Here is a 24,028-nt window from a genome sequence, read left to right as displayed (position 1 = left end):
AATGAATAAAATTTTAATTATTAATCAGCACACTTGTAACCATGGTGACGAGTCTGCTGGTATTGCATTAATCAGAAAAATAACTAACAAGTATAATGATTGTCAAATCGATATTTTATACAACTGGTATGGTAATTTAAATCCAAATGCTTTTATAGGAAATGAAGATTTTAATAGTATTAAACATTATCATTTTCCTGTTAACAAGTTTGATAAAATCTTGATCAGATTGACGTCTTACCTACCTGCGTTTGCTTGGGTTTTAAGTCTATTCAGTCGTACATTAAAAAAACAATATAAATTGATTAAGAATTACGATCTTATCATAAATGGACCAACAGGTATAAATCTTGGACCATATGAAGATTGGTACTATTTATGGAGACTTTTGATAGTGAAAAAATTGAATATACCATTAGTGATTTATTCAATTTCATTTGGTCCTTTAGATAGAGTCTCTTCTTTTTTTAGAAAAAGAACTCTAGAAGTTTTGAAGTATGCAAAATTTTTATCTTTACGAGATGAGAAGAGCCATAAATATGGAGAACAATATAAAATTAACTTTCATAAAGCAATTGATACTACTTTTTTAATAACGGAAAGAAAAGGAATTCCTAAAGAGTACGAACACTTGGCCAAAGAAGAATATGTTGTTATTGTTCCTAATGAATTGTACAGATGGCATACTTATTTTAAAAATGTTGATAAAAACAAAATGGATGATTTATATATTCAAATCATTAATTCAATTTCTTCACATCATGAAATGAAAGTTGTTCTTTTACCTCAAATGTTTTCAGAAGAAAATGACAAAGATTACATGCTTAGTTTAATAAGTGATTCTGATAATTCTTCCATAACTGTTATTGATGAAAGATATGATTCAGATGTCCAACAGGAAATAATCGCAAATTCTCAGTTTGTAATCGGTGCAAGATATCATACTATAGTTTTTGCCATTAATAATCTAGTGCCTTTTTATGCTTTATCTTACGAGCACAAAATGGCTAATATGCTTTCAATACTGGATCTAAAAGAGTTCAGCGTCGATTTATTATCTCTTTTTGAAAAAGATAATAATATTGATTCAGTAATAAGTGATATTTCTTCTTGTTTAAATCAAAGAAGCTCTAATCGCACAAGGATAGAAGTAGCAAACAAAAAGGCAATTTCTATTGCAAATAAAACTTTTAGTGAATTTGAAGATTGCCTAAAATTTTAACCTGAGAATTAAAAACTAACTTGTTTTACTTTTGAGGATATTAGAGAATCCGAGTAAAATATTAATAGCTTTGAGATTATTTCATTTTATATTAAAAAAATCACAAAATTATAATTTGTGGCTTTAATCGGTTATAATTTAATAATTAAGGTGATTTATGATATTCTTTAAACGTATTAATTTTTTGGTATTTGCGTAGTAAACTAGAAATGTTAAAAAAATATTAGATTATGTATGACGTTAATCCATATCCAAATGTTTGCGTGTTAATTGTTAATTTTTGTTCGTGGAAAAATACAATTGAATGTATTGAGAGTTTGTATAACATGGAGTATAGTGAACTCACAATTTTCATTATTGATAATTCCCCTGATGAGATATCAGTAAATAACATTGTTTTATGGGCGGAAAATAAGATAGATGTTAAAGATACCCAGTTTCCTGGTTTAATGAGAAATGAAAAGATTCCAATTGAATATTTGGTCATAAATGAGGACGACTTCTCTTTAGACAATTTGAAAGATCTAAACATAGTCAAAGCAAAGGAGAACAACGGTTTTGCTGCGGCTAATAATATTTTGATTAATAAATTAGTAGGACAAGACAAGTTTGATTTTTGCTGGTTATTAAATAATGATACTGTTGTAAGTGAAGAATGTCTCCATAACTTAATAAATGTTGCTACTTCTGATCAAAATGAAATTGTAGGTTCAATATTATATGACTATAATTCTTCTTCAGACATAATCCAAAGTATTGGTGGTTTTTACAACCCTTATTTAGGTATGGTAAGAATAAATAAGTCCTTAGATCGATCTCCTTTCGTCGATTACCCGATTGGGGCTTCTATTTTAATAAGTAAGAAATTTATAAATACTGTAGGTGGTATGTGCGAAGATTATTTCTTGTTTTTAGAGGAGTATGATTGGATATTAAGAGCTAAAGAAAATGACTTTTCATTTAGTTTAGATCTACATTCAAAAATATATCACAAAGGTGGAAGTACAATAGTTTCGACATCAAAGTTTTCAGATTTTTATGGGATTAGAAGTAAAATTCTATTTAACAAAAAGTTTTTTAAACAAAGTCTTTTATTTTTTTATATTTTTTTTGGATTTGGTTACATAGTTAATAGAGTTAGGAGAGCGCAATATGATAGAATTTATATGTACTTTAAATTATTAAGAAAACCGCTATCTAAGTATAATGCTTAAAACTATTAGATTTTTAGCTCTACTATCATTTTTTTTTGACAATTTATATCTGTCTATTAACACAAATTTTGATTTCAGATTAAATTATCTTTTTTTTATACTTTTTATAATATTCTATGCTTTATCTTTTAAGAATATTTACATATCGTTTAAAGTTATTTTCGTTCTAATATTCTTAATTATAATTTCAATATTAGGGGTTGTGATAAATGGAGGGCATTATTCATTATTTCTTAAACAATTTTTATTGATAGGTATAAACTTAATGTTCAGTTATTTCCTTTTATCTTCATACAGATTTGATTTAAAGGTTCTTTACAAGGATTATTTCAAAATAATTAAAATAGTATGCTATTTCTCTGTTATTCAACTTATCTCAATAATAATTTCTTTCAAGTGGGGTGCGGACCTTTCATATCTTGGTTTTGAAATGGGAAACTTTGAAATTTCCAACCTCAGACTGCAAGGTTGGTTTGAAGAACCTTCTTTTTTGGTTTATATGTTAATTCCTGCTTTGTATTTTGCAGTATATAAAATCTTGGATAGGAATAATTTTTCATTCATTTCATTAAGATACTCGATTTTAATAATTAGTATTTTATTATTAACTTTTTCATCCACTGGTTATTTAGCATTACTATTTACAATTTTAAGCGTAATGCTTACAAAATATAATTTTTTTAAAAAACCAATATCTCTTTTTATTTTGACCGTTACCTCCATTGCTTTATTAGTTTGTTTATATAATATAAATGATGTAAAGACTAGAGTTGACGACACAATTGGTTTATTTTTTGATAGTGATGTTACCAAAGAAGACATCGATTCAAAAAACTTAAGCACATATGCATTATACAGCAATTTTATGATTGTAAAGGAAGCTTCAAAAAAATATCCTATTTTGGGTAGTGGTTTGGGTTCTCATGTTAAAAATTATGATTTTTATTTAGATAAGGTTATTCCTGATTCTAATTTCAAAACTTATTATAAATTAAATAGATCTGATGCAAATAGTTTAATTCTAAGGTTGATTTCTGAATTGGGCTTATTTGGATTGTTTATATTTTTGATATACATTTTTAGATATCGTGTGAAGTCTGCTGAAAAAGGTGATTTATTTTATTTCTGTATTAGTAATGGGATTTTCATACTGTTTCTGTCCAGAGCCATCAGACAAGGACATTATACTTCTTTAGGCTTTATAATGTTTATTTTAATATATTTTTTTGCATTTAAAATAGTAAAAAGAAATGAGGGAAATTAAAAGGTTAATTCGAAACTATTACTTTTTGGATCTTCTTAGGTTGTTTAGAGATATAATTTTAACTAAGATATTTTTCCCTAAAGAGGTAAGGATAATAAAACAACCATCCCATATTATTGGGAAGAACAATATACTATTCGGTAAAAATTTTAGTTCAGGTTCGAACCTAAGAATTGAGGTATTAGGGAAGGAATTTGTCAGACATCATATTTCTGGATTTAATGAAATTCCAAAATTGATTATTGGAAATAATATTTCATGTAATAATAACGTTCATATCGGAGTAATTAAAAAGATTAGTTTAGGAAACAATGTTTTAATTGGAAGTAATGTGCTTATAATCGACCATAATCATGGTTGCTATAATGGTTTTATCCAAGATTCGCCTTCAACTCCACCTAAAGATCGGGTTGCAGTGCCAAGAGAGATATTTATTGGGAATAATGTATGGATTGGTGAAAATGTTAGTATATTAGCGGGGTCTAGAATAGGTGATGGATGTATCATTGGTGCCAACACTGTAATTAATAGTGTTTTTGGAAGCAATCTAATCATAATAGGTTCGCCAGCTAGGGCAGTAAAAAAATATAATGAACAAACCAAATCTTGGGAAAAGATTTCTAAAAATTTTTAAAATATGTTATCTGAAAAATACGAAAACTTATCTATTGTAGCTAATGCGAATAAGCAAAAATATCAAGAAAATAGGCCTTTCCCGAACATTGTCTTTAGTGATTTTTTTGATGCTGATTTTCTTCAACAAGTTCTTGATGAGTTTCCCGATTTGAGCGAAGCAAATACTGCTAAGTTCAATAATCCTAATGAGAACAAAATAGCTTCTAAGGGAGAAGACTTGTTTGGGAATAACACTCGTAATTTAATTCATTTTTTAAATTCTCAGCCTTTTCTAGATTTTTTAACCGTTCTAACTGGAATAGAAAATTTAATTCCGGACCCCTTTTTGTTAGGAGGAGGACTACATGAATCAAAAAAAGGTGGTTTTTTGAAAATACATGCAGATTTTAATAAGCATAGATTAACAAAACTAGATCGAAGATTGAATGTTTTAATCTACTTAAACAAGAATTGGCATGATAGTTATGGTGGTCATTTTGAGTTGTGGGATAGAGATATGAAAAATTGTGAAGTTAAAATTAGACCAGATTTCAATACAATGGCATTATTTTCTACTACTTCTACGTCTTATCATGGACTTCCAGATCCCATTAATTGTCCAGATAATATGTCTAGAAAGTCAATTGCCCTTTATTATTATACCAACGGAAGACCAGCTTCTGAGATTTTAGAGTTTAAGAAAAATCACGGCACTATTTTTAGAAATAGAAAAGAAGATGTTGAAATGCTGAAATTTAATAGAATGAAAAATTTTGTTGAAGATGTTTTGCCTCCATTTTTATTTAGAACAATAAAGAAAATAAGAAATAACTAAAATTGAATTGAAAAAAATAGTAGTTTCTGCAATAAATTTCACATCTGGAGGTCCTTTGTCCATAATGAGAGATTGCTTGGCTAGTTTAGAGAAAGATTACTCCTCTAATTACAAAATTATCGCATTGGTTCACTCTAAAGACTTATATGACTTTAAATCTATAGATATTATAGAGTTTCCGTTAGCAAAAAGATCTTGGTTTATCAGGATTTTTTATGAGTATTTTTACTTTTATTTTTATTCTCTAAAATTAAAACCAGATTATTGGCTTTCTATGCATGATATTTCTCCAAATGTTAAATGTGAAAATAGGTTTGTATATTGTCATAATCCCACGCCTTTTTATGATGTCAGAAAAAAAGATTTAGTTAAAAACACGAAAACATTTTTATTCTCCAATTTTTATAAATTTTTGTATAGAATAAATATTTTTAAGAATAAATTTGTAATTGTTCAACAAGATTGGATTAGACAAGAATTTGTTAAATTTTGGGGCTTAAATAATGTTCTTGTCGCTTATCCGGAAATAGATAATCAGAATAATTTACTCTTACCACTTAGTTCGGACAGTAATAAAAGTATTAGTGAAAAAATTCGTTTTTTTTATCCAAGCTTTCCAAGGCCTTTCAAAAATTTCGAAATAATTTGTCAAGCTTTTTCCCTGCTTCCGGATGATTATAAAAAAAGATGTGAAATATATCTAACTATAGATATCAATATTAATTTATATTCAAAGGAATTATTCAAAAAGTACGGTGGTCTTACTGGATTAAACTTTATAGGTTTAGTTTCACGTGAAATGGTATATAATTATTATAATAGCGCTGATTGTTTAATTTTTCCTTCTAAATTAGAAACTTGGGGTTTGCCGATAACGGAGTTTAAAATTACTAATAAACCTATGTTAATTGCTGATAAACCATATGCCCATGAGACAGTTGGTGATTATGAAAATGTCTCATTTTTCAATCCAGAATGTGCTGAAGACTTGAAAAATTTAATGATATCATTCTTAGATAATAAAATTAAATTTTCCGGAAATAAGCAAAAAAATGTTAGTTATCCTTTTGTTAAAGGTTGGCCTCAACTTTTAGACAGTATATTTGATTATGGTTAGTCTTTTAAAAAGAGTTAAGGATTACGATGTTAAATTACAAACTTTCTTTCTTGCGTTAGTAGCATTGTTTCCGATTTACAAGTTGAATTATAACTCCTATACTATTGCCCTTATTCTCTTTTTCGGATTCCTTAATACTTCTCTGAAAAAAAAATATGGTTTTAGAGAACTTAAGTTTAAATTTTATAAAAGAAAGAAGGTTTTTTTATATGGCACTCTTATATTTTATCCTTTTTTCGTTAGTCTTCTATACTCTGATAATATTTCTTATGGATTAAAATCCATTCAACATTTAATCCCAATCATAATCTTTCCGTTTTTATTTTTATTTCTTTTAGATGATGTTTCTAAAAAAGATATGAAAATTATATTAAGCGTTTTTGTGGCAGCTTGTTTTGTTCAGGTGGTTAATTTGCACTTTAATTTTTATATTTTGGGATTATATTCTAATTTGATTGAAGTTCAATTTTATAGACTGCCGTTTAGAGAGGCAATTATGAATTTTGAATATCAACCATTACACCCAACTTACGTATCAATTTGGTATTGTTTTGCAATTTGTATTCTTATAAATAGATTGATTACAATAAAGATTTATTCTCTTTACAGAGTTTTTATAGTGCTCTTCATAGTATTTATCATTTTCCTTTTTATTTGGACTATTATCATTCTTTCATCTAGGATTGCTTTTTTAGCTTTAGTTTTTGTAATAGGCTATTCTCTTTTTTTTATATTCAATTACAAGTATAAATGGTTGTTATCGACAATGTTGATAATTATAACTTTTTTAATGATTAAGAATATTACTTTTTTATCATCAAGATTTATTAATGAATTTGAAAGCACGAAATTCGAAGCTCCGATTGGAAAGTCGCATAACTCTGTTAATATCAGAATTGGGATTTATAAATGTGCTGTTTTCTTAGTAAGTAAAAACATATTATTCGGATATGGTATAGGAGATGTTCAAAATGAACTTGATGAATGTTACAAGCAATTTGATACCAACGCATATATTATTACGAGTTATAACTCACATAATTATTTTTTAAATAGTTTGTTAGTAGCCGGATTAATGGCTTTTTTATGTCTTGTAATTATGTTTTTTTATTCTTTTAATTTAGGAATTAGAAACGATTGCTATATTTTTGTATGTTTTCTTGGTATTACTTTTTTAGGTTTATGTTTTGAAAATCTCTTGAGCAGAAATCATGGTGTTGTTTTTTATTCTTTTTTTAATGCTTTATTTATTCAATTCTTAATTCAATACGGGAATGTTAACAGGGTCCATAGTCGTTTATAATAATAATTTACTAAAACTACGAAAGTCCATTGAAAGTTTTTTAGGAGACAGGGAGCATCATAAATTGTTTTTAATTGACAATTCTCCAACTGATTATTTCAGAAATTTGTTTTCATCATCAGATGATAGAATTATTTATATTCATAATGGGGAGAATATAGGTTTTGGCGCAGGTCACAACATCGCTATTTCAAAGGCTTCTCAGCTAAATTCTAATTATCATGTTATATTAAACCCAGATGTGTTTTTCGACACGAATGTTCTTGATAATCTAATAAATTTCATGCAATCTAATAAAGATATAGGTTTGGTAATGCCAAAAGTTTTATATCCGGATGGTTCTTTACAATATTTATGCAAACTATTACCCAGACCTGTTGATTTGTTTCTGAGATTTTTTTTTGTTAATACAAGAATGTTGAACAAGAACAATGAAGTTTTTGAACTTCAAAAATCTGGTTATAATAGAATTATGAATGTGCCATATTTATCTGGATGTTTTATGTTTTGTAGGAAGAATATTTTGAACGAAATTCATGGCTTCGATGAGAGGTTTTTTATGTATTTTGAAGATGTTGATATTTCCAGAAGAATTAATTCGATATCTAGAACTGTGTACTATCCCGATGTGCAAATTTTTCATCATCATGAAAAGGGGTCTTTTAAAAATTTCAAATTACTAAAAATCCATATTAAATCTGCAATCAAATATTTCAATAAATGGGGGTGGTTTTTTGATAGTGAAAGGAGAAAAATAAATAAAAAAACCCTAAATTCACAAACTTTTAAATAATAAAATTTTAAATGTTAGTCGCTTAATTTTAAATTTTACCAATTGTTTTTCTTAGAAACTTCTATATTACTATTTTTTGGATGTTTTCTTTTAACTTACTTAACGATTCCTAAAATCATGGGTGTTGTTCAGCATAAAAAGTTAATGGATAATCCGAACAGTCGAAGCTCACATAAAAAAGTAACGCCTACTTTGGGGGGGGTTTCGTTTTTTTATTGCTTGATATTTGCAATTTTCTTTTTAAAGGATAGAGATTTGCATAATGAAGCTATTTACTTAATCCCAGGTTTAACCATTTTATTTATTGTTGGTCTAAAGGATGATTTAGTGGTATTGTCTCCTTTAACGAAGTTAGTAGCGCAAATTATTGCGGTTTCTTTCGTGTTGGCCAGTGACAGCTTTGTAATCCATTCACTTCATGGTTTTCTAAATGTTAATGAGATTCCTTATTTTCTATACTTGTTAATTGGAGGCTTTCTGATGATAACCATTATAAATGCTTACAATCTAATTGATGGTATAGATGGGTTGGCGGCAATGGTTGGGATTGTTATATTGATTTTATATACAACCATCTTTTATATGTCTAATGAGTATTTTTATGCACTTCTGTGCATAGCTTTAAATGCTTGTTTAATGGCATTCTTGGGATATAATTTATCCTCCACCAAGAAAATTTTTATGGGTGATACAGGCTCGCTAATTGTTGGTTTTATGTTAGCCATGTTCACGCTAAAGTTCCTAGCCTTAAAGCCTACTTCTTACAAGGAACTTCCTTTTTTGCTCGAAAACGCTCCCTTGGTAGCCATTGGGATTTTAATTGTTCCATTATTCGACACTGCTCGTGTATTTACTTTAAGAGTAGTAAATAAGCGAGGTCCTTTTTCGCCGGATAGGAACCATACGCACCATATCTTGGTTGATTACCTTAGTTTATCCCATCAGCAGGCGAGTTTTATCATAGCTAGTTTTAATTTTGTTTTTGTGGTATTGCTAATTGTCCTTGGGAGCACGTCTAATAATTTGTGGATGATTATTGTATTAGTAGCTACCTGTGTAGGTTTAGCATATCTTTTTTATCGTTTGGATTACAGCGTTAGTAATTTAAAGCGTAAGATAAAACTCAAAAAAAAACTGGAAGGCTATAAAGGGAAGGTGAAACGAAGCGAAAAGCAAGGAAAATTAAAGAGTAAAGGGAAATAGTACAATAAATTCCAAGATTAGACTTCTGGCGTTAAACGAAAAACCCGAGTGGAAATCCTGAAACAAGAGATTTAATACAAGTAAACAGTGGAAAATAATCAGTAGCCAAGATTTATTTAAAAAGTTAAAAAGTAAATAGTGAAATATTAAAAATGGCAACGAACAGCAACTTTTTGACTTAACGACTCAATGCTTCAACAACTCAATAACCTTCATTTCAATAAAAAATAAACCGCGACTCCTAAAATTATAGAGGTCGCGGTGAAATTTTAAAGCAATGATAGTTTTCTATTGTTTTTAAAGAATACCAAGCTCCTCCATACAAGCTTTCATCATTTGGTAGGTGCGTTCAATATCATTGTCGAGTCCGATTGAAAAACGTATAAGTCCGTTACTCAATCCCATTGCCTCTTGTTCTTCCAAAGGTATTTCTGAAGAAGTCGAGCTTCCAGGCGCGCTGAACAAGGTTTTGTAGAAACCAAGGCTCACGGCTAAATATCCAAGATTTTTCGCCTGCATCATTTCCATAAGTTCGTTGGCTTTTTCCAAGGAGCCAACATCAACCGTTAGCATTCCTCCAAAACCGTATTCCTCGTTCATTTGTGTTTTCATAATCTCATGAGCAGGGTGTGAAGCAAGCCCCGGGTACACGACTTTTAGTCCGTCCACTTCAAAAGCATTGGCAAGATAAAGCGCATTTTCACTGTGTTTTTTAATTCGGATGTGCAAAGTGCGTTGATTTTTTAAAATAGAAGCTGCACGCAAGCTGTCCATGGTGCTTCCCAACAGCATCCCAGCACCATCATTTACATCTTTTAAACTCAAGCAGAATTCGGTCGTTCCGCAAACCACGCCACCAACGGCATCGCTACTTCCGTTAATAAATTTTGTTAAGCTGTTAATCACCACGTCGGCGCCAAGTTTTGCTGGAGCTACTGTAAGCGGCGAAAACGTATTATCTACCACTAGTGGTAAATTATGCTTTTTGGCGATTTTAGATAAACCTTCGATGTCTGCCACTTCCAAAAGCGGATTGCTAATGGTTTCGCAGTAAATCATTTTTGTGTTTTCGGTAATGGCAGCCTCTACTTTTTCAAGATTGGTAGTGTCTACAAATGAGGTAGTAATGTTAAACTTCGGAAGGAAATTCTTCATAAAAGCATACGTACCTCCGTAAATGGTTCTGCTGGAAACAATATGATCGCCTGCGTTGCACAATTGCATTACAACTGCAGTGATGGCGCCCATTCCACTGGCGGTAACATTAGCTGTTTCAGTACCTTCCAAAGCGGCCAAAGCTTCGCCAAGATATAAATTGGAAGGTGAAGAATGTCGGCTGTAAAGGTAGCAACCTTCGGTGTTCCCTTCAAACGTATCGAACATGGTTTTAGCAGAAAGGAAAGTGTATGTTGATGAATCTGAAATGGAAGGATTCACACCTCCAAATTCACCAAAGTATTGTAAATCTTGAATCTTATCAGCTGGATTGAATTTCATAAAGCTAGTTTGTTTTTAGTGGCTCTTATTTAAAATTGCGTTGAAATGAAATATTGAAGAAAGTTCCTTATCCCCAGAATAGTAATCAAAAGCTCCGAAAGCAGGAGCGTAGGCACGTAGCGACGCGGAATTTTGATTATGGTTTTTCGACTTTATGGTCGAAAAAATTCCTTGGATAAGGCGCCTTTTTCTTTGTTTCGTTTCTTTTGGGCGAACAAAAGAAATGAAAGAATATTCTAAAAATCGAATAATTCAATATTTATCAAACTAATTATAAATTATAGCCTATTAATAGTCTCCGAAAGATTATCCTTTCGAGGATGTCCATATTTGCATCAAAGGAATTGATGTTCCGATTAAAAATCAATGAATCAATTAGTATTTAGATTATTATTCTTATAAATAGTCTTTAATTGGATGAATGTTTTATTTTTGAAATAGTTTTATTCAGAAAAAAGAAAATTATTCACTTATGAAACTTGACACCACCGATAAAAAATTACTGGAGCTATTGCAGAAAGATGCCAAACAGACCACAAAAGCACTTTCATTGAAATTAGATTTGTCTAAAACCGCCGTTTACGAACGTATAAGGAAGTTGGAAAAAGAGGGCGTAATTAAGGGGTATACGGCTTTATTGGACAAAAAAAAGATTGACAAGGCGTTTGTAGTTTTCTGTCATGTGCGCCTCACTCAGCACACCAAAGAACACATTACCAGTTTTGAAAAGGAAGTGGTAACGCTTCCAGAGGTTTTGGAATGTTATCACGTAAGTGGAGAATCTGATTATATTTTGAAAGTGAGCGTGGCCGATATGAATGCTTATCGGGATTTTATGACGACCAAACTTACCTCTTTAAAGCATATTGGAAGCACCCATAGTATTTTCATGATTGAAGAAGTTAAGAGTTCTACTGTACTTAGTTTGTAGGTTGTTACCGAGGTAACTTTTCGGTTTAAAAAGAATGGATTTTTTAAAAACATAGATAGTTGCCTTCCCATAAAACATTTGTATTTTTGTTAACTGAATAATTAAGACATACTAAAGATATACTATGAATTCTTACGATGTGGCCGTTATCGGCTCAGGACCTGGAGGCTATGTAGCAGCAATTCGCTGCGCACAACTGGGTATGAAAACTGCTATAATTGAAAAATATAATACCCTTGGGGGAACCTGTTTAAATGTAGGATGTATTCCATCTAAAGCTTTATTGGATTCTTCCCACCACTACGAAGATGCTGTTAGCCATTTTGAGGAGCACGGTATTGAAATTCCTGGGGAAGTTAAGGTGAACCTTGAAAAAATGATCGCCCGTAAACAAGGTGTGGTAGACCAAACCACTAAAGGGATTGATTATTTAATGGATAAGAATAAAATTGATGTTTATCATGGGGTAGGGAGCTTTAAAGATGCTACCCATATTGAAATAAACGGCGATAAAAAAGAGGAAATTGAAGCGAAACATACCATTATCGCTACGGGTTCTAAACCTTCTTCTCTTCCTTTTATTGATATAGATAAAGAAAGAATTATTACTTCTACGGAAGCTTTGAAACTCAAAGAAATACCCAAACATCTTGTGATTATTGGTGGCGGGGTAATCGGATTGGAATTGGGTCAGGTTTACCGAAGACTGGGTGCAGAAGTATCTGTAGTTGAGTTTATGGATAGAATTATACCTACCATGGATGGAAGTCTATCCAAGGAACTACAAAAAGTGCTAAAGAAAAAAGGCATAAAGTTCTATACTTCCCATAAAGTGAAAGGGGTTAACAGAAAAGGAGATAAAATTACCATAAAGGCAGACGATAAAAAGGGGAAAGAGGTTTCTTTGGAAGGAGACTACTGTTTAGTCTCTGTGGGTCGTCGCCCTTATACTGATGGTTTGAATGCTGATAAAGCTGGAGTAAAAGTAAACGATAAAGGTCAGATTGAGGTAAACGACCATTTGCAAACCAATGTTTCTAACATCTACGCGATTGGTGATGTGGTAAAAGGTGCTATGTTAGCGCACAAAGCAGAAGAGGAAGGTGTTTTGGTTGCGGAAAGTTTAGCCGGACAAAAACCGCATATCGATTACAATTTAATTCCTGGGGTGGTTTACACTTGGCCAGAAGTAGCTGCCGTTGGTAAAACGGAAGAGCAGTTAAAAGAAGCGGGTGTAAAGTATAAATCGGGACAATTCCCTATGCGTGCCCTTGGTAGAGCCAGAGCGAGTATGGATATAGACGGATTTGTAAAAATTCTTGCTGATGCTGAAACCGACGAAGTATTGGGTGTTCATATGATTGGTGCCCGTACAGCGGATTTAATTGCTGAAGCGGTTACGGCAATGGAGTTTAGAGCCAGTGCCGAAGATATCTCTAGAATGAGTCACGCGCACCCAACGTATGCCGAGGCGGTGAAAGAAGCCGCACTTGCAGCAACGGAAGATCGCGCGTTGCACGTTTAATTACAGAAAGTTTAAATTATTCTTAGACCCCCAAGGTTTCCAAAACCTTTGGGGTTTCTTTTTTTGGATGTGAATAACTCTTCCAAGGAAATGTTACAGGTTTAAGAATAGCTTTGTAATTTTACATTCTCTAAAAGAATGCTACACTTGAAAGATACCTATAGACACCAAGGAATGCGAAATAAATTGGCTGAAATCGTTGCTGAGAAAGGGATTTCAGACCAAAAGGTGATCAATGCTGTAAAAAAAATACCTAGACATTTGTTCATGGATAGCAGCTTTGAAGATCATGCGTATCAGGATAAAGCTTTTCCCATTGGGGCAAGTCAGACTATCTCCCAACCTTACACGGTGGCTTTTCAAACCGAATTACTGACTATAAAACGGGGTGATAAAATCTTGGAAATTGGTACGGGAAGTGGCTACCAAACCGCGATGTTATTGGAATTAGGAGCTCAAGTTTATACCATAGAAAGGCAGAAAGAATTGTTTAAAAAAACCAATTTGTTTTTGCCAAAATTGGGTTACAAACCAAAACGTATCATTTTTGGAGATGGTTATAAAGGACTACCGGAAGAAGCTCCTTTTGATGGAATAATCGTTACTGCCGGCGCTCCGTTCGTACCAAAACCCTTAATGGCGCAGTTAAAAGTGGGAGGGAAGTTGGTAATTCCCGTTGGTGACGAAGTGCAAACCATGACACTTTTTACCAGAAAGTCCCAAAAGGAATTTGAAAAATATGAATTCGGTGAGTTTAGGTTTGTTCCTTTATTGGAGGACAGAAATTAGCGAATACTTATGAATTGATGATTAATAAATTCTCAATTCCAAATGCTAACCATTATAAGCCTTCTTCACTCGGTCTAGATTCCGCTTATTGTCACGATTTTTAATGGTTTCCCGCTTATCGTAAAGCTTTTTACCTTTCCCAAGGGCAATTTGCATTTTTGCTAATCCACGGTCATTGATGAAAAGTTTTAGCGGTACAATGGTATTTCCAGATACCTTAACAGATTTATGCCATTTTTTAAGTTCGCGTTTGTTCAGCAGCAATTTGCGGGCGCTCTTCGGTTGATGGTTAAAATGCGTAGCATGCGTGTATTCTTCAACCGTCATGTTGATGACGAAAAGTTCACCAGCTTCGTTAAACTCGCAAAAGCTCTCAGCTATGGAAGCCCTACTTTGGCGAATGGATTTTATTTCCGTTCCCGATAGAACAATTCCAGCAATGTAGGTATCTAAAATCTCGTACTCAAAACGAGCTTTTTTATTCTTTATGTTTACGTTATTCTGCATACGCCTCAAAAATAAGAACAATTATGGAATGTCTGCATTTTATCTGCTATTTTAAGAGGAATTTAAAAGGTAAGCGTAATCAAAACAATATATTTGCGACTTAAATTTTCTCGAAAACTACTATTAAATGAAAAAACTTCTGTTTCCCTTTTTGTTTGTTGCAAGCATATTGTTGATTTCCTGTGGTCCAGACCAAGATGCCGATACTATAATCAATAAATCCATTGAAGTTTCTGGAATGGCCGATTTAGATGGAAAAGAGATTTCTTTTGATTTCCGTGGAAAGAAATATACTTCAGAAAGGAATAATGGTAGGTTTAAATTTACAAGAACTACAAAAGATTCTTCAGTAATTGTAGATGTGCTTACCAATGACGGTTTTCAGCGTAAGATTGATGGTAGACCCATTTATTTAGCGGATACTACTGCCGACAAATTTAAAAACAGTGTGAATTCGGTTCATTATTTCGCTAATTTACCTTTCGGATTAAATGGCGGCGCCGTTAATAAAGAGCTGCTAGGCCAAGTAGATATAAAAGGCGACACCTATTTTAAAATTAAAGTTTGGTTTGATGAAGAAGGTGGGGGAGAAGATTTTGAAGATGTCTTTATTTATTGGATTAATAACGTTACTTACAAAGTTGATTACCTTGCCTATGAATATCATGTAAATGAAGGAGGTATGCGTTTTCGTGAAGCATACAAGAGAAGGGTTGTAAACGGCATTGACTTTGTAGACTACAATAATTACAAGCCTAAATCGAAAGATGTAAAGCTTGAAAATTTAGATGAACTCTTTGAAAAAGGAGAGTTGGAACTACTTTCAAAAATAATTCTGGAAAATATCGAGGTGAAGTAGTTTTTGGAGTCGGAAGACGGAAGCTGGATGCCAGAAGTTCAAGGGTTTCTAGTTTGAAGTTTCAGGTCATTTCGAAGCCCACCGAAGGGAGGGCTGAGAAATCACATTATTCTTTTGAATAACTGGATGTGATATCTCCCGATGGTCGATATGACTCTAGTAGTTTGGAGGAGTTTAAAGTTTCAGGTTTTGTGTCCATTAAGCTAGCAACGAGCAACGAATAACGATTCACGAAAATGGCCCTAAGCTTTAAGCTCTACGCTTGAAATGTTTGCGAACCCCGCTTAATGCATATGGCGTAAAGCTTATTGCTGGTTTTTCATCGACCATCTTTGCCACTCACCAATTTAACAACTTAGCCACTTTTCGCCTCATCGAACACCCGTTTAGGTTGAGAAACCGACTGTTTAGGTTAAAAAGTGTTCCGTTTAGTCCATGAATCGAACTTTTTAGACTAAATCGACCAATTTTTAGGTCTAGAGGCCAAAGTTTTAGGTCCTAAACCTAAAATTTTAGATCTCGAGGCTAAAACTTTAGGTTGTAAGCCTAAAAATTTAGGTAAAACACCTAAAAGTTTAGGTATGACACCTAAAAGTTTTAAAAAATAACCTAAAACTTTAGCTATGCTACCTAAACGTTTGAGTGTAACACCTAAAAACTTCATCATTTAACCTAAAAAGAAGGTCGTTTATGCTAAAAACTTCATTAAATAACTCAAATAGATGGTGGTCGGAAGACAGAGAAATTATATTATACTTTTGAATAACTGGATGCGATATCTCCTGATGGTCGATATGACTCTAGTAGTTTGAAAAGTTTCTAGTTCTAGCCGAACAACTAGCAACGATTTACGAAAATTGCCCTAAGCTTTAAGCTCTGCGCTTGGAAATTTTCCGAACCCACTTAACGCATATGGCTTATTGCTGCTTTTTCATCGAACAACGAACAACTTTGCATCTTAGCCCCTTTGCGACTTAACAATTCAACAAATAACTCCCATATAGCACTGTTTATTAAAAGAAGCTATTTTTAACGCTTTAACTTATTAATCCATTTACTCCTTTCCTGATTCACTTATTCTCTTTTTGCAATTCAATAAATAAAAATAGAAAGATTAAATTCGTACCTACAAAAGGATTTTAATAAATTAGCATAAAACACGGTGGAATGATTTCAAAAGAGCAATTTCAAAAAGAACTGGAATTAATTATAGAGAATGCTATTCGAGAAGATGTAGGCGACGGTGACCACAGTTCTTTGGCGTGTATACCTTTAAACACGGAGGGAAAAGCTAAGTTGTTGGTGAAAGATAAAGGTGTAATAGCAGGAGTGGAGTTTGCTAAAATGGTTTTCAATTACGTAGATAGCGATCTAAAAATAGAAACACTAATTAACGACGGACAACAAGTGAAGTCCGGGGATATAGTTTTTTATGTAGAAGGCTATTCACAGTCCATTTTAAAGGCTGAACGATTGGTGCTTAACGCCATGCAGCGGATGAGTGCGATTGCTACAAAAACTAAAAGCTTTGTGAAACTATTGGAAGGAACCAGTACAAAAATCCTCGATACCAGAAAAACTACGCCAGGTATTCGTGCACTGGAAAAATGGGCCGTAAAGATTGGTGGCGGTGAAAACCATCGGTTTGCTCTTTACGATATGATTATGCTAAAAGATAATCATATTGATTTTGCTGGTGGGATACCGCAAGCAATTGAAAAAACAAAGTATTACTTAAAAGAGAACAGTTTAGATCTCAAAATAATTGTTGAAGCAAGAAACCTTGAGGAAGTAACCAAAATTTTGGAAGCGGGCGGAATTTACCGAATTCTTTTGGATAATTTCTCTTATGAAGATACCCGAAAGGCCGTAAAATTAATTGGTGATAAATGTTTAACCGAATCTTCCGGAGGAATTAATGAACAAACCATACGTGCCTATGCCGAATGTGACGTTGATTATATTTCGTCAGGGGCACTTACCCACTCGATCTACAATATGGACCTTAGTTTAAAAGCAGTTTAAAAGATGTCTGTAGAGATTGAGGAAAAACTTGCCAAAATTCCTGTTATCAATTACCTTGTTAAGCTATTAAAAAATATTAAGCTTCCTGGTTTCGAAGGTTTGTCTGCCTATGATTTAGCAGAAATGTACTTTGTTGGCATTGTTAAAGGAGCGCTTACATACAGGGCAAGTGCTATTTCCTTCAGTTTTTTTATGGCGCTGTTTCCTTTTCTACTATTTGTGCTAAATTTAATTCCGTATATACCTTTAGAAGGGTTTCAGCAAGACTTTATTCATTTTATTGAAAGTCTATTACCGCCGCAAACTGCCAATTTCTTTGATTCGATTATTGAAGATATTGTAAGCAAACAAAGGGGCGGACTTTTATCTTCCGTTTTTTTCTTGTCTATTTTCCTAATGGCGAATGGTATTAACGCAATATTTGGCGGTTTTGAAACGTCTTACCATGTAGAAATTACTAGGAATATCGTAAAACAGTATTTTGTAGCGGTTGCCGTGGCTCTTATGATGGCATCTTTATTTCTGCTGAGCGTTGTAGGGTTTATTTTTTATGAAATATACATTGTTCAGTACTTAAGTGAATGGGCTGCAAAGACAAATGGCATGGATATTGAAAGAGGAGATATTATAGGAGTACAAATTGGTAGATTTTTATTTTTTGTAATCATTTCGTTCGTTACAACGGCTATATTATATTATTTTGGAACCACAGAAGGGAAGGAAACGCGTTTCTTTTCACCTGGCGCTTTGTTAACCACGATTTTGATTATTATAACTACCTACTTGTTTGGTATTTATATTGAGAATTTTTCTCAGTACAATGAAATTTACGGATCCATTGGAGCATTACTAATTTTAATGCTATATATTTGGATTAACTCAAACATCCTTTTATTGGGGTTTGAATTGAATGCTTCTTTGAGAAGCTTACGAAGAAACTTTTAAAATCAAATTACGAGTATGAACAAGAAAAATTTAATTATTGCTTTTACAGCGTTGCTGATGGGAATTTCAGCACAGGCACAATCTGTTTTTGGAAAGTGGAAAACTATTGATGATGAGACCGGCAAAGAGAAGTCTATCGTAGATATTTACGAGAAAGACGGAAAAGTCTATGGAAAAGTTGTCGAGATTTTAAATCCAGATAGGGTAGATGTTGTTTGTGATAAATGCGAAGGCGATAAAAAGAACAAGAAAGTCTTAGGAATGGTAATTATTGAAGGATTGGAAAAGGATGGTGATGAATATGAAGATGGTACTATTTTAGACCCTGAAAAAGGAAAAGAGTACAAATGTAAAATTTGGGTAGATGAAGATAATTCTGACATTCTTAACGTTAGAGGATATATTGCCTTTTTGTTTAGAACCCAAGAATGGCATCGTGTAAAATAATGCAGATTTTTATTTCCTAATCGGAAAATTTAATTTTGAAAAGAGAGTAAGATGTTGCGACATTTTGCTCTCTTTTCTAATTTTACGTTTCAAGGAAAGCACGATTTGTGAATTGATTGAAAAAAGAACCAAGAAAAAAGAGACAATACAATTGTAATTCAGTAAAATCAAAAGAGGGCCAAGAATAAGGAAATCCTCGATTGAGTTGGATAAAACCTGAAAACCTTAAACCAAAAAAACGAATGCATTTTATAGACGTTATTTTGCCCATACCACTGGAAAAAGCCTTTACTTATGAAGTTTCGGCTAAAGAAGCGTCTTTTTTGCAAACGGGAATGCGTGTAGCGGTACCCTTTGGGAAATCAAAAATTTATACTGCATTGGTTTATAGGGTTCATAATGAGGCGCCTCAAACGTATGACGCCAAAGAAATCGACCAGATTTTGGACGAGTATCCTATTGTTTCTGAAAAGCAACTGAAACATTGGGAGTGGATTGCATCCTACTATATGTGCAGTTTAGGTGAGGTCTTTAAAGCAGCTGTTCCATCGGCATTTTTATTGGAAAGTGAAACCCTAATCTTGAGAAATGAAGCTTTTGAAGCTACCGATGAAACATCGTTGAAAGACGATGAATGGTTGGTTTTTGAAGCACTTCAGCATCAGTCGATGTTAAAAGTGCAAGAAGTCAGTAGTATTATAGATAGAAAGAATATTCTTCCAGTTTTAAAGCGTTTGCTGGAAAAAAATGTTATTCAGCTTAAAGAAGAAGTTTACGAGCAGTACAAGCCAAAATTGGTTCGCTATGTAAAACTTGGTGAGCGATATATTTCTGACGAAAAATTGAACAGTCTTATAGAAGAATTAAGCCGCGCCCATAAGCAACGTGAAGTGGTTTTAACGCTTTTTTCAATGGAAGCAGCGACCAAAAAGCCGATAAAAGTTAAAGAACTGGAAGAGAAAAGTAAAGCTTCATCTTCCGTAGTAAAAGCTTTAATAGATAAAGGGATTTTAGAAGAATATCACCTTCAGCAGGATAGGGTTCAGTTTGAAGGAGAGGGAGTTTCACCCAGCAAGGGACTCAACGAGTTTCAGCAGCAGGCGTTAGGTGAAATTGACACTCATTTCGCAACGAATGATGTAGTGTTGTTGCATGGGGTCACTTCGTCTGGAAAAACCGAAGTGTATGTAAAACTTATTGAAAAAGTCATTGCTGAAGGAAAACAAGTACTGTATTTGTTACCCGAAATTGCGTTGACCACACAATTGATTAAACGCTTGCAAGATTATTTCGGAAATAAAGTAAGTGTATACCATTCAAAATATTCTGTAAATGAAAGGGTAGAGGTTTGGAACAATATTTTACAGGAAAATTCTAAAGCGCAAATTGTTATTGGTGCAAGATCTGCAGTTCTCCTGCCGTTTAGAAATTTAGGTTTAATAATTGTGGATGAAGAGCATGAAACTTCTTTTAAGCAGTTTGATCCTGCTCCAAGATACCATGCTCGTGATGCGGCTATTGTATTGTCAAAACTACATGAAGCCAAAACCTTGTTGGGAACTGCTACGCCCAGTATAGAAAGTTTTTATAATGTAAAAATAGGCAAGTATAAATTGGCTACCATCGATAGGCGTTACGGAAATGTATTGATGCCAGACATTGAATTGACGGATATCAAGGAGAAACACCGAAAAAAAAGAATGACTGGCCATTTTTCCGATAGATTGATAGAAGCTATGCAGGAAGCTTTGGAAGTAGGGGAGCAGATTATTCTTTTTCAGAATAGACGTGGTTTTGCGCCAATTTTGGAATGTAATGTATGTGGCCATTCACCGCATTGCCCTAATTGCGATGTAAGTTTAACTTATCACCAATATAGAAATCAGCTTCGGTGTCATTATTGTGGGTATGCCATGGCACTGCAAGAAGCTTGTTTGGCTTGTGGAAGTAGTGAACTGGATACCAAAGGCTTTGGTACCGAACAAGTGGAAGCAGAACTAAAAGAAATATTTCCCAATGCAAAATTGGGAAGAATGGACTCGGACACGACTCGAGGGAAATATGGCTATGAAAAAATTATAACGGCATTTGAGCAGCAGGAAATTGATATTTTAGTGGGGACTCAAATGCTGACCAAAGGATTGGATTTTAGAAATGTAAGCCTGGTTGGAATCATGAATGCCGATTCTTTGCTGAATTTCCCTGATTTTAGAGCCCATGAGCGTAGTTTTCAACTTATTCAACAAGTTGCGGGCAGGGCAGGACGCACCAAGAAACGAGGTAAAGTGATTGTGCAAACATATAATCCTTACCATCAAATTTTACAGCAAGCTTCGTTGAATAGATATGAAGAAATGTTTGTAGACCAGATAAACGAGCGAAAGCAATTTCGATATCCACCCTTTATCCGAATGATTAAAATTACATTTAAGCATAGGGATTATAATAAAGTGAATGAAGCCAGTACTTGGTACGCCCAGGCGTTACAGACTGTTTTTGGCAAACATACCAAAACAGAAATATTGGGCCCGGAATTTCCGCCGGTAGCACGAATTAGAAACGAATATTTAAAAAATATAGTAGTTAAGATACCCAATCAGCAATCAGTTAAACAAACAAAGCTCTCCATCAAAAAAATAGATAAAAGTTTTAACGCTATTTCCAATTACCGAAGCGTACGAATAATTTATAATGTGGATGTATATTAGTGAAGCCCAAATTCCAAAAGCTGTAAGCGCATTGGGATTTGTTGGCTGAACTAATCCTGACCGTCAGCGTCAGGATCTTCTGAGGTAACACGGATTTTCAAGCCCAAATTCCAAAAGCTGTAAGCGCGTTGGAGTTTGTTGGCTAAACCTAAAAAATTAGACAGCCCTACTTTTCAAGAATGGAAAGAAAAAGATTAATAAGTATGAATTTAGGAATTACTGCTGCTCAAAGCTTCGGATAATTCCTGTTTTTTATTTCTACTAAGTGGAATAGGTTTTCCGTTAACTTCTACATTTTTACTGTTGAACTTTTCAACCTTATCCAAATTCACGATGTAAGATTTATGGATGCGAAGAAAACGATCTGCAGGCAATTCCTTTTCGAAAGACTTCATAGTAGAAAGAATAACGATGTTTGCCTCTTCCGTTACCAATTTTATATAATCCCCTAAAGCCTCAACCCAATTAATTTCATTTAGAAAAACTTTGCGCTTTTTCAAATTGCTTTTTACGAAAATATGCTCATCATCTTCTTTTGAAGCCACTTTAAGTTTAAAAGTTTCTTGAGCTCTTTTAACAGAAGCTTCAAAACGTTCTTGAGTGATAGGTTTGTGTAAGTAGTCTGTTACGTCGTAGTCAAAAGCTTTAAGTGCATACTGGGCACTACCGGTAATTAGGATTACCTGTGGTGGTTCTTCCAGTGCTTCCAATAAATCGAACCCATTAACAACAGGCATCTCAATATCCAAAAAGATAAGATCTATCTTCTGTTTTTTAAGTCCGTTACGGGCTTCAATTGCATTACTGTATTCTGCAACCAAATTCAACATTGGGTGATTTTTAATCAATCGTGCAACAGACATGCGCTGTATGCTGGAGTCGTCTACAATAATACAATTCATCTTCATCTTGTAAAAGCTAACTGGTTGGAAATTTGTGTGGTACAATTTTAAGGAAAAAACTAAGGTGAAGCAAAGAAAATGTTGTGAAATAGGGAAAATATGTTGAATAAAGGGTGTTTTTCACCTGCACTCATCGAAATTTTATAATCCCGTTTTGTAATTACAAAAAATAATTCTAATTTTGCAGCCTTAAAAATAAATATTAATATTCAGATTATGAATCATTACGAAACTGTTTTCATTCTTAATCCCGTTTTATCTGACACTCAGATAAAGGAAACAGTTAAGAAGTTTGAAGATTTCTTAACCTCTAAAGGGGCGGAGTTTGTATCAAAAGAAGATTGGGGCCTTAAAAAATTGGCTTACCCAATCCAAAACAAGAAAAGTGGTTTTTACCACCTTTTTGAATTCAAAGTTGCTGGAGAAGCGATTGAGCCATTCGAATTGGAATTTAGACGTGACGAGCGAATTATGCGCTATTTAACTGTTAAGTTGGATAAGCACGCTATCGCTTGGGCGGAGAAAAGAAGAAAAAAACTTAACGAAAAAGCTTAATTTATTATGTCATCTATAGAGCAACAAGCAAAAGGAAAAAAGGATGGTGAGATTAGATATCTTACACCACTTAACATAGAGACCAACAAGACAAAGAAATATTGTCGTTTCAAGAAATCTGGTATCAAGTATATCGATTATAAAGATCCAGACTTCTTATTGAAATTGGTAAACGAACAAGGAAAGATTTTACCTAGAAGGTTAACTGGAACTTCATTAAAGTACCAAAGAAAAGTGTCTGTAGCTATTAAAAGAGCACGTCACTTAGCTTTAATGCCGTACGTAGCAGATTTATTAAAATAAAAAGCAGGTAACCATGGAAGTAATATTAAAGAACGACGTAGAAAACTTAGGTTTTAAAGATGATGTGGTAACTGTAAAGAATGGTTACGGACGTAACTATCTTATACCACAAGGTTTTGCAATTATGGCTACTGCTTCTGCTAAAAAAGTATTGGCAGAAAACTTAAAGCAAAGAGCATTCAAAGAGAAGAAAATTATCGAGGATGCACAAAAAATTGCAGATCAGTTGAAGGATGTAGAAGTTAAGATAAGCGCTAAAGCAGGAGCAGGTAACAAATTGTTTGGTTCTGTAAGTAACGCAGATCTTTCTGAAGCTATCCAGAAAGAAGCAAATATTTCAATCGAGAAGAAATTCATTAGTATCCTTGGAGGAAATGTAAAAGTTGCAGGTCCTTACGAGGCTACAATAAGATTGCACAGAGAAGTTATTGTTGATTTTCCTTTTGAGGTTGTAGCGGAAGCTAAGTAA

At 33.3% G+C, this 24,028-nt stretch carries 24 protein-coding genes; 20 read left to right on the top strand and 4 right to left on the bottom strand.

Annotated elements, in window-relative coordinates:
* The first annotated feature begins 1 nt into the window (after window position 1).
* The 9 genes from NDQ75_RS10915 to NDQ75_RS10875 all read left to right on the top strand — a co-directional run bounded on the left by NDQ75_RS10915 (window position 2) and on the right by NDQ75_RS10875 (window position 9,566).
* Window positions 2-1,222 (top strand): polysaccharide pyruvyl transferase family protein, encoded by a 1,221-nt coding sequence (locus NDQ75_RS10915; protein ID WP_202027509.1) that lies wholly within the window; start codon window positions 2-4, stop codon window positions 1,220-1,222.
* A gap of 230 nt (window positions 1,223-1,452) precedes the next feature.
* Window positions 1,453-2,436, top strand: a complete 984-nt coding sequence (locus NDQ75_RS10910) for a glycosyltransferase family 2 protein (RefSeq protein WP_202027508.1) — start codon at window positions 1,453-1,455, stop codon at window positions 2,434-2,436.
* A 247-nt stretch (window positions 2,437-2,683) separates the two neighbouring features.
* Complete coding sequence (locus NDQ75_RS10905) at window positions 2,684-3,700, top strand: O-antigen ligase family protein (RefSeq protein WP_202027507.1); 1,017 nt, start codon at window positions 2,684-2,686, stop codon at window positions 3,698-3,700.
* Window positions 3,687-4,334 carry an LbetaH domain-containing protein gene (locus NDQ75_RS10900; RefSeq protein WP_202027506.1) on the top strand — a complete coding sequence of 216 codons (648 nt, stop codon included), beginning with the start codon at window positions 3,687-3,689 and terminating at the stop codon, window positions 4,332-4,334. The genes NDQ75_RS10905 and NDQ75_RS10900 overlap by 14 nt, the downstream gene beginning before the upstream one ends.
* A gap of 3 nt (window positions 4,335-4,337) precedes the next feature.
* Window positions 4,338-5,150 (top strand): 2OG-Fe(II) oxygenase, encoded by an 813-nt coding sequence (locus NDQ75_RS10895; protein WP_202027505.1) that lies wholly within the window; start codon window positions 4,338-4,340, stop codon window positions 5,148-5,150.
* A gap of 7 nt (window positions 5,151-5,157) precedes the next feature.
* On the top strand, window positions 5,158-6,267 hold the full coding sequence (locus NDQ75_RS10890; protein ID WP_202027504.1) for a glycosyltransferase: 1,110 nt from the start codon (window positions 5,158-5,160) through the stop codon (window positions 6,265-6,267).
* Window positions 6,260-7,570 carry an O-antigen ligase family protein gene (locus NDQ75_RS10885; RefSeq protein WP_202027503.1) on the top strand — a complete coding sequence of 437 codons (1,311 nt, stop codon included), beginning with the start codon at window positions 6,260-6,262 and terminating at the stop codon, window positions 7,568-7,570. The genes NDQ75_RS10890 and NDQ75_RS10885 overlap by 8 nt, the downstream gene beginning before the upstream one ends.
* Window positions 7,542-8,363, top strand: coding sequence for a glycosyltransferase family 2 protein (locus NDQ75_RS10880; RefSeq protein ID WP_202027502.1), 822 nt, complete (start codon window positions 7,542-7,544; stop codon window positions 8,361-8,363). The genes NDQ75_RS10885 and NDQ75_RS10880 overlap by 29 nt, the downstream gene beginning before the upstream one ends.
* 117 nt (window positions 8,364-8,480) lie before the next feature.
* Window positions 8,481-9,566 carry an MraY family glycosyltransferase gene (locus NDQ75_RS10875; protein WP_242513622.1) on the top strand — a complete coding sequence of 362 codons (1,086 nt, stop codon included), beginning with the start codon at window positions 8,481-8,483 and terminating at the stop codon, window positions 9,564-9,566.
* A 297-nt stretch (window positions 9,567-9,863) separates the two neighbouring features.
* Here NDQ75_RS10875 and NDQ75_RS10870 read toward each other — a convergent pair whose 3' ends face one another.
* Window positions 9,864-11,063 carry an aminotransferase class I/II-fold pyridoxal phosphate-dependent enzyme gene (locus NDQ75_RS10870; protein WP_202027500.1) on the bottom strand — a complete coding sequence of 400 codons (1,200 nt, stop codon included), beginning with the start codon at window positions 11,061-11,063 and terminating at the stop codon, window positions 9,864-9,866.
* 472 nt (window positions 11,064-11,535) lie between these two features.
* On the opposite strand from NDQ75_RS10870, the gene NDQ75_RS10865 reads away from it, so the two are divergent.
* From NDQ75_RS10865 to NDQ75_RS10855, 3 genes are all read left to right on the top strand, one after another.
* Complete coding sequence (locus tag NDQ75_RS10865; protein ID WP_202027499.1) at window positions 11,536-11,994, top strand: Lrp/AsnC family transcriptional regulator; 459 nt, start codon at window positions 11,536-11,538, stop codon at window positions 11,992-11,994.
* A gap of 124 nt (window positions 11,995-12,118) precedes the next feature.
* A complete protein-coding gene (gene lpdA / locus NDQ75_RS10860) occupies window positions 12,119-13,519 on the top strand; it encodes a dihydrolipoyl dehydrogenase (RefSeq protein ID WP_202027498.1) in 1,401 nt (466 codons plus the stop codon).
* A gap of 147 nt (window positions 13,520-13,666) precedes the next feature.
* Window positions 13,667-14,308, top strand: a complete 642-nt coding sequence (locus NDQ75_RS10855; protein WP_202027736.1) for a protein-L-isoaspartate(D-aspartate) O-methyltransferase — start codon at window positions 13,667-13,669, stop codon at window positions 14,306-14,308.
* Window positions 14,309-14,353: 45 nt separating this feature from the next.
* Here the strand turns inward: NDQ75_RS10855 and smpB are convergent, their stop codons facing one another.
* A complete protein-coding gene (smpB, locus tag NDQ75_RS10850) occupies window positions 14,354-14,815 on the bottom strand; it encodes an SsrA-binding protein SmpB (RefSeq protein ID WP_202027497.1) in 462 nt (153 codons plus the stop codon).
* Window positions 14,816-14,942: 127 nt separating this feature from the next.
* Here smpB and NDQ75_RS10845 point away from each other — a divergent pair, with 127 nt between their 5' ends.
* Window positions 14,943-15,674: a DUF6503 family protein gene (locus NDQ75_RS10845; RefSeq protein ID WP_202027496.1), complete on the top strand. Its 732-nt coding sequence runs from the start codon at window positions 14,943-14,945 to the stop codon at window positions 15,672-15,674.
* Window positions 15,675-16,128: 454 nt separating this feature from the next.
* Here the strand turns inward: NDQ75_RS10845 and NDQ75_RS10840 are convergent, their stop codons facing one another.
* The gene (locus NDQ75_RS10840) at window positions 16,129-16,341 is read right to left on the bottom strand and encodes a hypothetical protein (protein WP_202027495.1); all 213 of its coding nucleotides are present in this window, start codon (window positions 16,339-16,341) and stop codon (window positions 16,129-16,131) included.
* A 500-nt stretch (window positions 16,342-16,841) separates the two neighbouring features.
* Between NDQ75_RS10840 and nadC the strand changes: the two genes are divergently transcribed.
* The 4 genes from nadC to priA all read left to right on the top strand — a co-directional run bounded on the left by nadC (window position 16,842) and on the right by priA (window position 21,799).
* Entirely contained in the window at window positions 16,842-17,699 is an 858-nt protein-coding gene (gene nadC / locus NDQ75_RS10835) for a carboxylating nicotinate-nucleotide diphosphorylase (protein ID WP_202027494.1), read from the top strand.
* A gap of 3 nt (window positions 17,700-17,702) precedes the next feature.
* Window positions 17,703-18,644 (top strand): YihY/virulence factor BrkB family protein, encoded by a 942-nt coding sequence (locus NDQ75_RS10830; protein WP_202027493.1) that lies wholly within the window; start codon window positions 17,703-17,705, stop codon window positions 18,642-18,644.
* A gap of 15 nt (window positions 18,645-18,659) precedes the next feature.
* The gene (locus NDQ75_RS10825; protein WP_202027492.1) at window positions 18,660-19,091 is read left to right on the top strand and encodes a DUF2147 domain-containing protein; all 432 of its coding nucleotides are present in this window, start codon (window positions 18,660-18,662) and stop codon (window positions 19,089-19,091) included.
* 242 nt (window positions 19,092-19,333) lie between these two features.
* Window positions 19,334-21,799, top strand: coding sequence for a replication restart helicase PriA (gene priA / locus NDQ75_RS10820; protein WP_202027491.1), 2,466 nt, complete (start codon window positions 19,334-19,336; stop codon window positions 21,797-21,799).
* A 209-nt stretch (window positions 21,800-22,008) separates the two neighbouring features.
* On the opposite strand, the gene NDQ75_RS10815 is transcribed toward priA, so the two are convergent.
* The gene (locus NDQ75_RS10815; RefSeq protein WP_202027490.1) at window positions 22,009-22,707 is read right to left on the bottom strand and encodes a LytR/AlgR family response regulator transcription factor; all 699 of its coding nucleotides are present in this window, start codon (window positions 22,705-22,707) and stop codon (window positions 22,009-22,011) included.
* 210 nt (window positions 22,708-22,917) lie between these two features.
* On the opposite strand from NDQ75_RS10815, the gene rpsF reads away from it, so the two are divergent.
* The 3 genes from rpsF to rplI are packed head-to-tail and all read left to right on the top strand — an operon-like array spanning window position 22,918 to window position 24,028.
* Window positions 22,918-23,256, top strand: coding sequence for a 30S ribosomal protein S6 (rpsF, locus tag NDQ75_RS10810; RefSeq protein ID WP_202027489.1), 339 nt, complete (start codon window positions 22,918-22,920; stop codon window positions 23,254-23,256).
* 6 nt (window positions 23,257-23,262) lie between these two features.
* A complete protein-coding gene (gene rpsR, locus NDQ75_RS10805; protein ID WP_202027488.1) occupies window positions 23,263-23,559 on the top strand; it encodes a 30S ribosomal protein S18 in 297 nt (98 codons plus the stop codon).
* A gap of 13 nt (window positions 23,560-23,572) precedes the next feature.
* Window positions 23,573-24,028: a 50S ribosomal protein L9 gene (gene rplI / locus NDQ75_RS10800; RefSeq protein ID WP_202027487.1), complete on the top strand. Its 456-nt coding sequence runs from the start codon at window positions 23,573-23,575 to the stop codon at window positions 24,026-24,028.

The sequence above is a fragment of the Galbibacter mesophilus genome (genome assembly GCF_023721415.1).
Classification (GTDB): Bacteria; Bacteroidota; Bacteroidia; order Flavobacteriales; family Flavobacteriaceae; genus Galbibacter; species Galbibacter mesophilus.
This window is presented reverse-complemented; position numbering and strand designations above follow the sequence as displayed.

What these genes read in the sequence shown, in the direction of transcription:
- NDQ75_RS10915 (WP_202027509.1), top strand. Translation starts at nt 2, where the DNA reads ATGAATAAAATTTTAATTATTAATCAGCACACTTGTAACCATGGTGAC.
- NDQ75_RS10910 (WP_202027508.1), top strand. Translation starts at nt 1,453, where the DNA reads ATGTATGACGTTAATCCATATCCAAATGTTTGCGTGTTAATTGTTAAT.
- NDQ75_RS10900 (WP_202027506.1), top strand. Translation starts at nt 3,687, where the DNA reads ATGAGGGAAATTAAAAGGTTAATTCGAAACTATTACTTTTTGGATCTT.
- NDQ75_RS10895 (WP_202027505.1), top strand. Translation starts at nt 4,338, where the DNA reads ATGTTATCTGAAAAATACGAAAACTTATCTATTGTAGCTAATGCGAAT.
- NDQ75_RS10885 (WP_202027503.1), top strand. Translation starts at nt 6,260, where the DNA reads ATGGTTAGTCTTTTAAAAAGAGTTAAGGATTACGATGTTAAATTACAA.
- NDQ75_RS10880 (WP_202027502.1), top strand. Translation starts at nt 7,542, where the DNA reads ATGTTAACAGGGTCCATAGTCGTTTATAATAATAATTTACTAAAACTA.
- NDQ75_RS10875 (WP_242513622.1), top strand. Translation starts at nt 8,481, where the DNA reads ATGGGTGTTGTTCAGCATAAAAAGTTAATGGATAATCCGAACAGTCGA.
- NDQ75_RS10870 (WP_202027500.1), bottom strand. Translation starts at nt 11,063, where the DNA reads ATGAAATTCAATCCAGCTGATAAGATTCAAGATTTACAATACTTTGGT.
- NDQ75_RS10865 (WP_202027499.1), top strand. Translation starts at nt 11,536, where the DNA reads ATGAAACTTGACACCACCGATAAAAAATTACTGGAGCTATTGCAGAAA.
- lpdA (WP_202027498.1), top strand. Translation starts at nt 12,119, where the DNA reads ATGAATTCTTACGATGTGGCCGTTATCGGCTCAGGACCTGGAGGCTAT.
- smpB (WP_202027497.1), bottom strand. Translation starts at nt 14,815, where the DNA reads ATGCAGAATAACGTAAACATAAAGAATAAAAAAGCTCGTTTTGAGTAC.
- NDQ75_RS10845 (WP_202027496.1), top strand. Translation starts at nt 14,943, where the DNA reads ATGAAAAAACTTCTGTTTCCCTTTTTGTTTGTTGCAAGCATATTGTTG.
- NDQ75_RS10840 (WP_202027495.1), bottom strand. Translation starts at nt 16,341, where the DNA reads ATGATGAAGTTTTTAGGTGTTACACTCAAACGTTTAGGTAGCATAGCT.
- nadC (WP_202027494.1), top strand. Translation starts at nt 16,842, where the DNA reads ATGATTTCAAAAGAGCAATTTCAAAAAGAACTGGAATTAATTATAGAG.
- NDQ75_RS10830 (WP_202027493.1), top strand. Translation starts at nt 17,703, where the DNA reads ATGTCTGTAGAGATTGAGGAAAAACTTGCCAAAATTCCTGTTATCAAT.
- NDQ75_RS10825 (WP_202027492.1), top strand. Translation starts at nt 18,660, where the DNA reads ATGAACAAGAAAAATTTAATTATTGCTTTTACAGCGTTGCTGATGGGA.
- priA (WP_202027491.1), top strand. Translation starts at nt 19,334, where the DNA reads ATGCATTTTATAGACGTTATTTTGCCCATACCACTGGAAAAAGCCTTT.
- NDQ75_RS10815 (WP_202027490.1), bottom strand. Translation starts at nt 22,707, where the DNA reads ATGAAGATGAATTGTATTATTGTAGACGACTCCAGCATACAGCGCATG.
- rpsF (WP_202027489.1), top strand. Translation starts at nt 22,918, where the DNA reads ATGAATCATTACGAAACTGTTTTCATTCTTAATCCCGTTTTATCTGAC.
- rpsR (WP_202027488.1), top strand. Translation starts at nt 23,263, where the DNA reads ATGTCATCTATAGAGCAACAAGCAAAAGGAAAAAAGGATGGTGAGATT.
- rplI (WP_202027487.1), top strand. Translation starts at nt 23,573, where the DNA reads ATGGAAGTAATATTAAAGAACGACGTAGAAAACTTAGGTTTTAAAGAT.